Genomic DNA, 12,621 nt, shown 5'->3' with positions numbered 1-12,621 from the left:
CCCCGGGCACTAACCCGCCGGGCCCTGCCTAACGCACCAAAGTGCGCAGCAGGCGGGCACTTTGCCGGACGGACAACCCGGGAAGGTACGCGCGGCTCAGGGCCCGGCCCATCGCCGGCAATTGCAACGGATCCTGGTAGTAGAGGTACAGCGTGCGGTAGTCCGGTTTGAAACGCGACTTGAAGGTTGCCAGCGAGCGGAAGCCGTAGACGGGTTCCAGGGCCCTGCCCACCACGTCCAGGATCCCGGCCAGCCCCTCCGGCCCGGCGTCGCTGCCGCCGGCGTCGCTGCCGCCGGAGTCGCCTCCGGAGTCGCCGCCGCCGGCACTGTCTCCGTCACGGTCCTTCGCCAGCGGCGAGCCGGACAGGGAGATCACCTCAACCGTGCGCTTGAGCTCCAGCACGGCGGAAGCAATGAGGAACTCCATGACACCGGGGAACGCGTCGCCGCGCCGGCGCATGAAGTCCAGGGTCCAGCTCACGAGCTGTCCGTCCGCGTACACCGGCAGCCAGCTCGTAACGCCCTGCACGCGTCCGGAGGCGTCCACCGCCAGGCAGCACAGCACCTCGTCGTCGTCGAGCTCGTCGATGCTGCCGAGCGTGAAGCCCATCTCCGGCACGTGCTTTTGCGCCGCCCATTCTTCGGAGACCTCGCTGAGCTGGGTCCGCAGCGGGGCCGGGAATTCGCTGTAGCGCCCCCATACGGCCTGGACACCGGTCTTCGCGGCACGGTTCAGGGCGGTGCGGACGTTTTGCCATTCCTTGCCCTTGAACTCGAGTTCGCGCACGGCGAGCCTGGTTTCCTGGGCCACGGCCACGCGGCGGAATCCGCGGGCCCGGAGCATCGGCCAGAGGCCGGCGGTGCAGGAGTAGAAACACGGGATCAGGGCGTGTTCGGCGCAGTAGCGCATGAAACCCGCCGCGGTCTCCTCGTGGAGGGCAGCGGATCCGAACGGGCCCGCCAGCGTCAGGGCCACGTTGCCGTGCTGCTGATAGGCCACGCCGCCGCGCCGGTCCGGCGTAAACCAGTATTTGTTCGGTTCCCAGAGCGCCATCCAGGACAGTGAGTCCCCGCCTTGGCGGATCAGGTCACGGGCCGTGTCCCGGTCCCCGGAGCCGACGTCGGTGCTGTGTCCGGTACCGTGCAGCCGCCGCCGCAGCACCAGCCAGACCGCCGCCAGGGCCACCCCCCAGAAGATGATGCCGGCATAGGCGAACAGAAATGACTCGACGGCGTTGCGGTTCTGGAACAACCGGCTGTAGGCGCCCGGAATGGGCAGCGGCAGGTACTGCCGGGCGAGTTCCGCCGCGAGGCCCAGCACTCCCCCGTCGCGGTCCATCCCGCCGGCGGCGAGCCAGGCCACCGAATAGGCCCCGGCGAGCACCAGCCACGTGCCCCCGACCACGATGCCCAGGATCCGCCTGGCCCGCGGAGCAGTCTCCACCCTGAACTGCCGGCGGTTAAGCCAGAGCAGCACAACGAGCAGCAACGGGACGGCCACGAGCGGAAGGACGCGGACGAAGCCGGAGCCCATCACGGCCGTGTGCGGCTGGCTGGCATAGTGCGGAATCCGGGCGAACAGGGCCAGGTACACGGCGGCCAGGGCTGTCACGCCAAGCTGGACGATGATCGCGATCCGCAGGGCCAGGCGGCGGCCCTGCCGCATGCCGTCCGCACAGATCAACAGCAGGACCACCGGGACAACCGCCAGCGCCAGGCCCAGCGGACCGGCGAGTCCGGCGCGGCCGGCCTCCAGGCAGCTGACGTCCACCGTCCCGCCGCAGTTTTCCTCCAGCTGGCCCAGCGTGGGCAGCGGGTTCAGCACGACGTCGCGCAACAGGGCCAGGGGCCCGGTGGGGCTGCTGACGGCGGCCGTGAGGATCGGCCCCACCGCGAAGATCGCGACCGTGAGGGCCAGCAGGTTGCGGGTCTCGCGTCCGGTTGAACGGTGCCGGTGCAGGGTCCCCCGGTCGCCCTGGATCCACCAGCCCGCGGCCAGGCCGGCAAGGGCACCGGCGAGCCCAACCACTGTCTCCGGATGCCCGACGTAGAGCACCAGCAGCAGGGACGCGGACAGGCCGGCGGTCCGCAGCCTGCGTTGCCACAGCGTGGGCAGCAGGCCGCTGGCGGCCAGGGCCACGGCCAGGACGGCGGCGTAGGGGCCAATCAGCCGGGCGTTGACCATGAGCCCCAGCCAGCCGTCGCCGATATACCGGGCCAGCTGGGTAACCAGCAGGAACACCGTCACAGCAGCGAACTGGCCTACAAAGAAGAATACGGCCGTCCGCAGGGTCCCCAGATGCCGTTCAGCGAGACCCAGCAGCAGGAGGATCATCAGTGATGCGGCCAGGTAGGCCAGCAGGTTGGTTGCGAAGAACAGCGAGGTGAACAAGGACCACCAATGCCCCGCTTTCAGCCCCGAAGCGTTGACGGACGCTACAGGCAACAGGGCGTCGGGCGGGCCCGACAGGAAGCTGCCCGTCACGGCCCCGACACCGAGGAAGGCCGCGAGGACCGCCAGCGTGAAGGGTACGGCACGGAAGTGCGCCAGCGTCCGGCGCAAGCCCTGGCGCCAGACACCCTGCAGCGGCGGGATCTCCGGCCCTGGGCCCGCCGCGGTCCGGTTACTCCCGGTCTTGGCCTGGCTCATGGCGCGATCCCCCAGCGTCGCGCCAGGAAGTCCAGGCCGCCGGGAAGGCCGCCGGATGCCACGTCCCAGGAGTGCCCCGCGTTGGCGATCCGGTGTGTTTCAACGCTGAACCCGGCACGGCGTGCCGCCTCGGAGAGCACGTCCATGTAGCCGGTGAACTGCGGATCGCGGTCTCCGGCGGCGAAATACACGCCGTGGCCGTCGAAGCGGTGTTCCGCCATGACGCGCAGCGGGGTCAGCTGGTCGAAGGCCGCGGCGTCGGCGCCGAAGGAGGCCTCAATGGTCTTGGCCCGCACCTTCGCGAGGGCCGGCTCCTCCTCGCTGGAGAAGGCCAGCGCCGCGATGTAGACGCCGGGATGCCTCGTGACCATCTGCATGGCGCACGTGCCGCCGAAGGAGAAACCGCCCGCGGCCCACCGGCGGGGATCCGGGTCAACGTCGAGCGTGCGCTTGATCCAGTCCGGAACGTCCCGCGCCAGGAAGGTGTCCGCCTGGGCAATCCGGCTGTCCATGCACAGCGTGTTTCCCGACGCCGAGCCGTTGGGATCGACCACCACCGTTACGGGCGCCACCCCGGCGTGCTCCGCGGCGAACCGGTCGAGCCGGCTCCGGAGTGCGCCGCCAGTCAGCCAGTCGGCAGGACCGCCCGGCTGGCCGGAAAAGAGGACCAGCACCGGCAGCGCAGGCCGGGGGGAACCCAGGTAGGCCGGAGGGAGATAGACGTAGGCGTCCCGGCTCTGGAAGCCGGAGACGGTGCCCGGGATGACCGCCTTGCGGATGACGCCGTCGGGAAGGTGGTCCGGCGCCTGCCAGTTGGTGAGCCCGGTGGCGGCAGGGGCGCCGGCGGCGCGCGTCAGGCCGGCCTCGAGCGGCTGGATCCGGGCTGCGGCCGCTCCGGTGAGGTCGCCGACAGTGTGGTTCAGGCCGAAGTAGATGTTGATCTGGACGGCGGACAGCGCGAGGACGGCCAGGAAGGCGGCCGTGGCTGCTGCGCCTGAACGCCAGCGACGGCTACGGCCCGGATTAGTACCGGTCGGATTAGTGCCGGTCGGAATAGTACCGGTCGGATTAGTGCCGGTCGGAATAGTGCCGGTCGGATTAGTGCCGGTCCGTCCGCGGCCCCAGAGTCCAAGCAGGCGCATGAGCCACAGCAGCAGGGCGAGGACGCCGGCAACGGACCAGGCCAGGGTCTCCCACGGCAGTTCGGCAGGGAAGACGGTGACGGCGTAGAGCAGGAACCAGTGCACGGCCGCGACGAGCGCCGCGGCGAGCAGGGTCATGGCAGCCGCGACGGCCACGGCCGCGCCGGGAGCGCGGCGGCCCGTGCGCCGGAAACCCGTGTGCCGGAGGGCAACGTGCGTCAGGAGGTAGGCCAGGCCCGCCGCGGCGGCTGCCCACACGATCCACACCACCGGGCCGTCGACCAGGCTAAGGCCATCGAGGTAGTCCACCGGGGCTAGCGCCAGGTGCCGACGCCGATGACGGGTCCGGCCTCAAGCCAGGATGACAACCCTGTGTAGGCATCGAATCGCATGGCCAGGAGGACCTGCTGGCCCTCGTAGCGGAGCTCCACGATGACGGCGTCGGGCTGGACCTTGAGGAGCTCGGATTCGGTCGGCTTGCGCCGGCCAAGCAGCTCCAGCGAACTGCGCCGGAAGGTGTGCTTGGGGCGGACGCTGAGTGAGACCAGGCGGAACCATTCGAGGTCGTTGTCCTGATAACGACAAACCCCCATCTGCCAGCTGTTTCCAGCCGTGCAGATGGAGGCGTCCACCGTGCCCAGGGCGCGCCGCAGATTGAAGCGGCGCACCCCCGAAAGGCACAGTGCAAATACCAGCAACCCAAACGCAGTTGCCAGGACGATGAACGGCAAACCAATATCGTTCATCAAGGTCGTGCTAGCGGATCCCCGCAGTAGCCGCTTCGCCCATTTGGGCGTTGTCAGCAACAATGACCACCCTGTTGTTGTCGACAGAGAAGAATCCCCCGTCAACAACTACAGCGATGCGGTCACCGGATACCGGCTCGATTGCCAGTTCACCTTCGGCCAGAATCGCCAGCAGGGGCGAGTGGCCGGGCAGGATTCCGATTTCACCATCGCTGGTGCGGGCCTTGACCATCTTGGCCGCTCCGGACCACACAAAGTGGTCCGCTGCGACAATCTCAACCTCAAGCTCAGCCATATTACTTGGTCTGTTCCTGGATCTTGGCCCACTGGCGCTCGACGTCGTCCAAGCCACCGACGTTGAAGAACGCCTGCTCTGCAACGTGGTCAAGGTCGCCGTCGCAGATAGCGGTGAAGCCTTCAACAGTGTCCTTGATGGACACGGTGGAGCCCTCGACGCCGGTGAACTGCTTGGCGGTGTAGGTGTTCTGCGAGAGGAACTGCTGGATGCGGCGTGCACGGGACACGACGATCTTGTCTTCTTCAGAGAGTTCGTCAACGCCGAGGATGGCGATGATGTCCTGAAGTTCCTTGTTCTTCTGCAGGATCTGCTTGACGCGGACGGCCGTGTTGTAGTGGTCGTGGCCGATGTACTGCGGATCCAGGATGCGGGAGGTCGACGTCAGCGGGTCAACGGCCGGGTACAGACCACGGGAAGCGATTTCACGGGAAAGTTCCGTGGTCGCGTCGAGGTGTGCGAAGGTCGTGGCCGGAGCCGGGTCGGTGTAGTCATCTGCGGGAACGTAGATGGCCTGCATCGAGGTGATGGAGTGGCCCTTGGTGGACGTGATGCGCTCCTGGAGGAGGCCCATCTCATCAGCCAGGTTGGGCTGGTAGCCCACGGCCGACGGCATGCGGCCGAGGAGGGTGGAAACCTCGGAGCCTGCCTGGGTGAAGCGGAAGATGTTGTCGATGAAGAGCAGCACGTCCTGGTTCTGCACATCGCGGAAGTACTCCGCCATGGTCAGGGCGGACAGTGCAACGCGCAGACGCGTTCCCGGCGGCTCGTCCATCTGGCCGAACACAAGGGCGGTGTCCTTGAGGACGCCGGCCTCTTCCATTTCGACCCAGAGGTCGTTACCTTCACGGGTACGCTCGCCGACACCGGCGAACACCGAGGTGCCGCCGAAGTTGCGGGCAACACGGGTGATCATTTCCTGGATCAGCACGGTCTTGCCGACGCCGGCACCACCGAACAGGCCGATCTTGCCACCCTTGATGTACGGGGTGAGGAGGTCGATCACCTTGATGCCGGTTTCCAGCATCTCGGTGGAGCCTTCCAGGGTCGCGAAGGCCGGAGCCTTGCGGTGGATAGGCCAGCGTTCGCTGATCTGGAGTTCGGACTCGGCAACGTCGAGGGGCTGGCCCAGCACGTTGAAGATGTGGCCCTTGACGCCGTCGCCCACGGGCACGGAGATCGGGGCACCGGTGTCCACCACGTTGGTACCGCGGACAAGTCCGTCGGTGGCCTGGAGGGAGATGGCACGGATCAGGTTGTCACCCAGGTGCAGGGCAACCTCGAACGTGATGGTTCGGGTCTCACCGTTGAGAGTGATCTCGGTGGTGAGTGCGTTGTAAATCGAGGGGATTGCGTCAGCCGGGAATTCGACGTCGACAACCGGGCCAATAACACGTGCAATACGACCGGTAGCACCGGACGTTGCGGCTACGTGATCGGTAGCAGTGGCAGTCATCTCTCTCACTTCACTCAGTAGATGGCGTGGGGTTAAGTTTATCTTTTGGTGCAGGTACAGCTGGATCCAGGCTCGTGCTGGCTAGGACGCGGACAACGCGTCGGCACCGGCAACGATTTCGGAAAGCTCCTGCGTAATTTCAGCCTGACGGGCAGTGTTGCGCAGACGCGTGTACTTCTTGATGAGATCCGTCGCGTTGTCGCCGGCGGACTTCATCGCACGCTGGCGGGCTGCGAGCTCGGAAGCTGCTGCCTGCAACATGGCGGCGAAGATACGTGATTCGATGTAGCGCGGCAGCAGGGCATCGAGAACCTGCTCCGTTTCCGGCTCGAATTCGTAGAGGGGCAGCAGGTCCGATTCGGACGCGGCTTTCTCTTCGACAACCTCGAGCGGCAGCAGACGGACGACCGTCGGCTCCTGGGTCACCATCGACTTGAAGCGGGTGTAGACGACGTGGATTTCGTCGACGCCGCCCTCTTCGTAGGCGTTAGCGAATTCGGCCAGCAGTGCTTCACTGACTTCGCGCGCGGTCGCAAACTCCGGTGCATCCGTGTTGCCGGTCCATACGCGAGCGTATTCACGGTTCCGGAAGTCGAAGTACGCCTGCGCCTTGCGGCCGACCAGGAACGTCTTGACTTCCTTACCTTCCCCGTGGAGCAGCTCGTTGAGGCCTTCGGCCTGCTTGAGGACACTCGCCGAGTAAGATCCCGCGAGGCCACGGTCCGAGGTGATGACCAGGACGGCGGCCCGGCGGATCTGCGCCGGCTCGGTGACCAGGGGGTGGTCGATTTCGCTCTGGCTTGCGACAGCAGAAACGGCACGCGTGATCGCGTTCGCGTAAGGCAGTGAAGCTGCTACGCGTGCGCGGGCCTTGCCGATGCGCGAGGTAGCGATCAGTTCCATCGCCTTGAAGATCTTGCGCATCGACGTCGTCGAGCTGATCTTCTGGCGGTAGACCCGGATCTGGGCTCCCATACTTATCCTTTCCTAAGATCCCGATGGCCGGGACTGCCGGAACCCGTGCGGGTCCCGGCAGTCCCTGCCAGCGAAACTAGCGCTTCTGCTTGACGATTTTTTCCTGGTCGACCTGATCCTCGCCGATGGGGGCGTGCTCCTCGTGCCCCGCACCGACCAGGAGGTTGTCTCCCTCGCCGAAGAAGCCCTTCTTGAAGTCCACGATTGCGGTCTTCAGTGCTTCAGCGGTGTCATCGTCCATGACGTTGGTCTGGGCCAGCGTCGTCAGGATGGAGGACTTGTGCTTGAGGTGCTCCAGGAACTCGGTCTCGAAGCGGTTGATGTCTTCAACCGGAACCTCGTCCAGGTGGCCGTTGGTGCCGGCCCAGATGGAGACGACCTGGTTCTCGACCGGGAACGGCGAGTACTGGCCCTGCTTGAGCAGTTCCATCAGGCGTGCACCGCGGGTCAGCTGCTGGCGCGATGCGGCGTCCAGGTCCGAGGCAAACATGGCGAAGGCCTGCATGTCGCGGTACTGGGCCAGTTCCAGCTTCAAGGTACCGGAGACCTTCTTCATGGACTTGACCTGGGCGGCGCCACCAACACGGGAGACGGACACACCGACGTCGACAGCGGGGCGCTGGTTGGCGTTGAAGAGGTCCGACTGCAGGAAGATCTGGCCATCGGTGATGGAGATCACGTTGGTCGGGATGTAGGCGGAAACGTCGTTTGCCTTGGTCTCGATCAGCGGCAGACCGGTCATCGAGCCTGCACCGAGCTCGTCGGAGAGCTTGGCACAACGCTCCAGCAGACGGGAGTGCAAGTAGAAGACGTCGCCCGGGTAGGCTTCGCGTCCCGGCGGGCGGCGGAGCAGCAGTGACACTGCACGGTAGGCCTCGGCCTGCTTGGACAGGTCATCGAACACGATGAGGACGTGCTTGCCGCCGTACATCCAGTGCTGGCCGATGGCCGAGCCGGCGTACGGTGCCAGGTACTTGAAGCCTGCGGGGTCGGACGCCGGGGAAGCCACGATCGTGGTGTATTCCAGGGCGCCGTTGTCCTCGAGGGTCTGGCGGACGGCTGCGATCGTGGATGCCTTCTGGCCGATCGCCACGTAGATGCAGCGCACCTGCTTCGTCACGTCTCCGGAAGCCCAGTTGGCCTTCTGGTTGATGATCGTGTCGATCGCAATGGCGGACTTGCCGGTCTGGCGGTCACCGATGATCAGCTGGCGCTGGCCGCGGCCGATCGGGATCATGGCGTCGATAGCCTTGAGCCCGGTCTGCATCGGCTCGTGGACCGACTTACGCTGGGTCACGCCGGGTGCCTGGAGTTCCAAGGCACGGGTGGTCTCGGCCTTGATCTCGCCGAGGTCATCGATGGGCTGGCCCAGCGGGTCAACCACGCGGCCGAGGAAGGCGTCGCCAACGGGCACGGACAGAACCTGCCCGGTGCGGTGGACTTCCTGGCCTTCTTCGATTCCGGTGAAGTCACCGAGGATGATGACGCCGATCTCGCGGACGTCGAGGTTCTGGGCCAGGCCCAGCGTGCCGTCTTCGAAGCGAAGCAGCTCGTTCGCCATGACCGAGGGAAGGCCCTCAACACGGGCGATGCCGTCACCTGCGGTTGTTACACGGCCGACCTCTACGCGCTCTGCGTTTCCGGGTTCGTAGGACGCCGCGAACTCGTTCAACGCATTACGGACGTCGTCGGCGTTGATGGTCAATTCGGCCATCTGCAGTCCCTGCTCTCCTGTTTTCGTGATCATCGTTGCTCACGATGACCGGGGTTTCTTGTCGTTAGGTTGTGCTTGTCCGGCTAGCCGGCAAGCTGACGCTGGAGCTGGCCCAGGCGGCCGGCGACCGAAGCGTCAACCACTTCGTCACCTACCTGGATCCGGATGCCACCGATCAGTGCCGGGTCAACATTCATGTTGATCTTGAGCTCGCGCCCGTAAAGGGCGTTCAGCCCCGCCTGCAGGCGGCTGATCTGCGTCTCCGTCAGCGGACGGGTGACGTCGACCGTTGCAATCCAGCGCTGCTGGCGCTTGGCGGCAAGCTCGGCGAAACGGCGGACCAGCCTGGTGACCTTAAGCCCGCGCGGAGCCGTGACGGCCTGCCCGATCAGGACTTTCGCTTCCTCGCTCGCACCGGGTACGAGTTTGTCGGCGAGGGACACCTTGGCGGCCGGGCTGGCCTGCGGCTCGGACAGAGCACGCTGGACCTCGTGGCTGGACTCAACGGCCTGGTTGAAGGAGAACAGATCGTTCTCCAGCAATTCCAGTCCGCTGAGCCCGGAGGCAGAGACGGCCGACTTGTTCTCGGCAACAGCGATGACCACCGAAGCGGCAAGAGTCTCGAGTGCATCGCCGATATCCCGTGCCGATGCCCAGCGGGAGCTGGCCAGTCCGGCTGCGATTTCAACAGCGTCAGCGGATACTTTTCCGCCGAAGAGCTGCTTGACCAGCGCCGACTTTTCGTCACCGCTGCGGGACGGGTCAGTCAAAGCACGGCGCAAGCCGGCCGAGCTGTCCACGGTTCCCAGGATTCCGAAGAGTTCCTTTGCCAACTGCAGCGACGCGGTGGGAAGCTTGGCCTCCAGTGCCGCCAGCGCAGCGGCCAGCGATTCGCTCGATACACCTGCCATTACTTAGCTACACCCGCGTTCTGGTTCTCCAGATCTGCCAGGAAGCGGTCCACCACTCGGGCCGACCGTGCATCGTCGCTCAGTGCCTCGCCGACGATGCGGCTCGCCAGCGTCGTGGCCAGCGTGCCGACCTCCGCGCGGAGCGACACAACGGCCGCCTGGCGCTCGGATTCGATCTGCGTGTGGGCCTGCGCGGTGATGCGGGCAGACTCGGCAGCCGCCTTCTCCTTCAGCTCTGCAAGGATCTGGGCGCCTTCGGCGCGTGCTTCCTCGCGGATGCGGTTGGCTTCGGTGCGGGCTTCCGTGAGCTGCGCCTTGTACTCTTCGAGCGCTGCGGAGGCCTCGGCCTGAGCCTTTTCGGCCTTGGCGATACCGCCCTCGATGGCTTCGGCCCGCTCTGCGAAGGTCTTCTCGAACATCGGGACAACGTACTTGACCACGATGAACAAGAGGAGCGCAAAGCCGGCGAAGACGACAAGCATTTCCCAAGGATTGGGAACGAGGGGGTTAGTACCGCCTTCGGTGGCGGCTGAGATGATCGCTTGATTCATATTTCACCCGTCCTTATCTACTCGGTTCTGGATGTTCGGTTGTTCTGTTTACTTAAGAACGAACGCGAAGACCAGGCCAAGGATGGCGAGGGCTTCAGTCAGCGCGAGGCCGAGGAATGCGATCGGCTGCAGGACGCGCTGGGCTTCCGGCTGACGTGCCACACCGTTGATGTAAGCGGCGAACACGAGACCCACACCGATACCACCGCCGATGGCGGAGAGGCCGTAGCCGATGAGGTTGAGGGAGCCGTTGATGGAGCCTTCCATTTTTCTTCCTTTCAAGATGCCACCCATGTGGCAGGTTGTTTGGGTTGCTTCATCCCCGTGAGGGGAAGACTATGTTGTGCCGGCTGGGGTTGTGCCTTCTGGCGTGTGCGCCTGAAGGCCTTCGCCTAGTGGCTGTCGGCGTGCAGCGCGCCTTCGATGTAGATCGCGGTCAACAGCGTGAAGACGTAGGCCTGCAGCACCATGATCAGCGCTTCGAGCATGTACATGGCGATCGCACCGCCAAGGACGAGTACGGACGCGCCCTTGAGGAGGACGTTTTCCTGCATCACGAGGTATTCGATGCCCGCACCGGAGATCATGATGATCAGGTGGCCGGCCAGCATGGTGGCGAACAGACGAAGGCTGTGCGTGACCGGGCGGACCAGGAAGTTGGAGATGATCTCGATCGGTACGACGATCGGGAGAATGTAGAACGGCACACCGGACGGAACCGTGGCCAGCTTGAAGTACTTCAGGCCGCTCTTCCGGATGCCGACGGCGATCCAGGTGACGTACACGATCGCGGCGAGCACGTAGGCACCGCCGACGTGCGAGAAGGTGGGAAGCTGGATCAGCGGGATTGCACCGTAGATGTTGTTCACGAGGATGAAGAAGAAAAGCGTGAACAGCAGCGGGACATACTTCATGAAGTCCCGGCCGCCGATAATGTCCTTGGCGATGCTGTTGCGGACGAAGCTATAGGCGGCCTCGCCAGCGAACTGCAGCTTGCCGGGAACCAGCTGCTGCTTCCGTGCAGCGATCACAAAGAATGTACCGATAATGACGACCGACAGGATTACCAGCAGCATCTGCTTGGAAAATCCGTCGGCAGCACCCCAGGGGATGATAGCCGGCAGGTGAAGTTCTTCAATTCCAGGAGGCGTGAAGGTTCCTGAATCTTGGGCCGGGAGCGCAAGCGCGATCAACGCGTTTCCTCTCTGCAGTGTCCATCATTGGGCGTTGGGCGGGGACCGGCGACATTGGTGCCCGCCTCTCCCCCTGTGAAATTATTTGGCATTACTGTTCCTCGTCCTGGGACGGGCCACGTGCAGCAGTGCCGTCATCAGCTGAAGTTCTGTTACTGGTGAGGCCGTGCATATGAGAAAGATAGAACCCTCCCGCAGCTCCAAGCAGAGCGCCTGCGAGCACAATCCAGCGGGTTCCCCACAGATTATCCAGTCCCCACCCTATCAAACTCCAGACGATGATTCCGCCAACAATGTAGCTGAAGACGGCGATTCCGGCGTTGTATCCGCCGTCGCTTCCGTCGGTCGATACACCGGGGGCACCGGACGTAGTTTTGGGTGATTTGGCTGGCTGGTTTTCTGGTCCGGTACGTGGTCCGGCAACTGGCCTGCGGCCGGATTTGCGGCTAAACATCGGTGCCGCCTTTTCGCGTTTCGGGATCGTTGTAAATCTGGAGCCTGGCCTTGCTGAAACCGTAAATTTCGGCTGCCTGCCAGAACACGACGGTGACGACGGCGCCAATCAGGAACCAGCGGCCGTGCAGCCAGGCCGGGGCGCCGATGACGAAGAGGACCACGGCGAAGCCGACAACCTTGACGAAGTACGTCGCGACGAACAGTCCGATCGCTCCCGAAGGGTTGTTGCGGCCGACGAAGTGGCCCACCGCGAGGCTGATGGCAAAGAAGGCCATCACCAGCGCGCCGCCGAACAGGGCGGACCAGAACCCCACGGCGCCGTTAAAGATGAAGGCGGCCGTGCCGGTCAACACCAGTGCTGCGGCGGAGGCCGCGGAACTCATTGCCAGCAGCCTGAGCCACAGGGATTTTGTGGGGCCGGAGACGCCAACGGGTCCGTTGCCGGAAGCGGGTTCCGGTTCGGCGTTGGAGGTCATCAGATCCCAATCGTCGCTGGCGTATTGCTGGTCAAGGCAGGCGGCGAAGTACCGCC

General features: G+C 64.9%; 12 protein-coding genes and 1 pseudogene. All 13 read right to left on the bottom strand.

The features are described from left to right. Window positions 1–28 precede the first annotated feature (28 nt). The gene (locus AC1DDH_RS08255; RefSeq protein WP_476955216.1) at window positions 29–2,650 is read right to left on the bottom strand and encodes a bifunctional lysylphosphatidylglycerol flippase/synthetase MprF; all 2,622 of its coding nucleotides are present in this window, start codon (window positions 2,648–2,650) and stop codon (window positions 29–31) included. Next, window positions 2,647–4,101: an alpha/beta hydrolase gene (locus AC1DDH_RS08250; RefSeq protein ID WP_476955215.1), complete on the bottom strand. Its 1,455-nt coding sequence runs from the start codon at window positions 4,099–4,101 to the stop codon at window positions 2,647–2,649. Before AC1DDH_RS08250 ends, AC1DDH_RS08255 begins: the two co-directional genes overlap by 4 nt. A gap of 5 nt (window positions 4,102–4,106) precedes the next feature. Further along, complete coding sequence (locus AC1DDH_RS08245) at window positions 4,107–4,538, bottom strand: DUF2550 domain-containing protein (protein ID WP_223916017.1); 432 nt, start codon at window positions 4,536–4,538, stop codon at window positions 4,107–4,109. 10 nt (window positions 4,539–4,548) lie between these two features. Further along, window positions 4,549–4,833: a F0F1 ATP synthase subunit epsilon gene (locus AC1DDH_RS08240; protein ID WP_018775711.1), complete on the bottom strand. Its 285-nt coding sequence runs from the start codon at window positions 4,831–4,833 to the stop codon at window positions 4,549–4,551. Between the two features lies 1 nt (window position 4,834). Beyond that, window positions 4,835–6,289, bottom strand: a complete 1,455-nt coding sequence (gene atpD / locus AC1DDH_RS08235) for a F0F1 ATP synthase subunit beta (protein WP_018775710.1) — start codon at window positions 6,287–6,289, stop codon at window positions 4,835–4,837. 81 nt (window positions 6,290–6,370) lie between these two features. Further along, window positions 6,371–7,264 carry a F0F1 ATP synthase subunit gamma gene (locus tag AC1DDH_RS08230; protein WP_028276063.1) on the bottom strand — a complete coding sequence of 298 codons (894 nt, stop codon included), beginning with the start codon at window positions 7,262–7,264 and terminating at the stop codon, window positions 6,371–6,373. 76 nt (window positions 7,265–7,340) lie between these two features. Then, window positions 7,341–8,978, bottom strand: a complete 1,638-nt coding sequence (gene atpA, locus AC1DDH_RS08225) for a F0F1 ATP synthase subunit alpha (RefSeq protein WP_028276064.1) — start codon at window positions 8,976–8,978, stop codon at window positions 7,341–7,343. Window positions 8,979–9,061: 83 nt separating this feature from the next. Continuing rightward, on the bottom strand, window positions 9,062–9,889 hold the full coding sequence (locus tag AC1DDH_RS08220) for a F0F1 ATP synthase subunit delta (protein WP_476857516.1): 828 nt from the start codon (window positions 9,887–9,889) through the stop codon (window positions 9,062–9,064). Further along, the gene (locus AC1DDH_RS08215; RefSeq protein ID WP_223916021.1) at window positions 9,889–10,440 is read right to left on the bottom strand and encodes a F0F1 ATP synthase subunit B; all 552 of its coding nucleotides are present in this window, start codon (window positions 10,438–10,440) and stop codon (window positions 9,889–9,891) included. The genes AC1DDH_RS08220 and AC1DDH_RS08215 overlap by 1 nt, the downstream gene beginning before the upstream one ends. A 48-nt stretch (window positions 10,441–10,488) precedes the next feature. Continuing rightward, on the bottom strand, window positions 10,489–10,707 hold the full coding sequence (atpE, locus tag AC1DDH_RS08210; protein ID WP_003804776.1) for an ATP synthase F0 subunit C: 219 nt from the start codon (window positions 10,705–10,707) through the stop codon (window positions 10,489–10,491). A 125-nt stretch (window positions 10,708–10,832) separates the two neighbouring features. Beyond that, window positions 10,833–11,633: a F0F1 ATP synthase subunit A gene (gene atpB, locus AC1DDH_RS08205; RefSeq protein ID WP_223916023.1), complete on the bottom strand. Its 801-nt coding sequence runs from the start codon at window positions 11,631–11,633 to the stop codon at window positions 10,833–10,835. A gap of 81 nt (window positions 11,634–11,714) precedes the next feature. Then, window positions 11,715–12,087 (bottom strand): annotated as a pseudogene (locus AC1DDH_RS08200) (hypothetical protein). Then, window positions 12,080–12,565, bottom strand: coding sequence for a hypothetical protein (locus tag AC1DDH_RS08195; RefSeq protein WP_476871077.1), 486 nt, complete (start codon window positions 12,563–12,565; stop codon window positions 12,080–12,082). The pseudogene AC1DDH_RS08200 and the gene AC1DDH_RS08195 overlap by 8 nt, the downstream one beginning before the upstream one ends. Between the last annotated feature and the right edge of the window lie 56 nt (window positions 12,566–12,621).

The sequence above is a fragment of the Arthrobacter sp. 10T425 genome, assembly GCF_056393985.1.
This window is presented reverse-complemented; position numbering and strand designations above follow the sequence as displayed.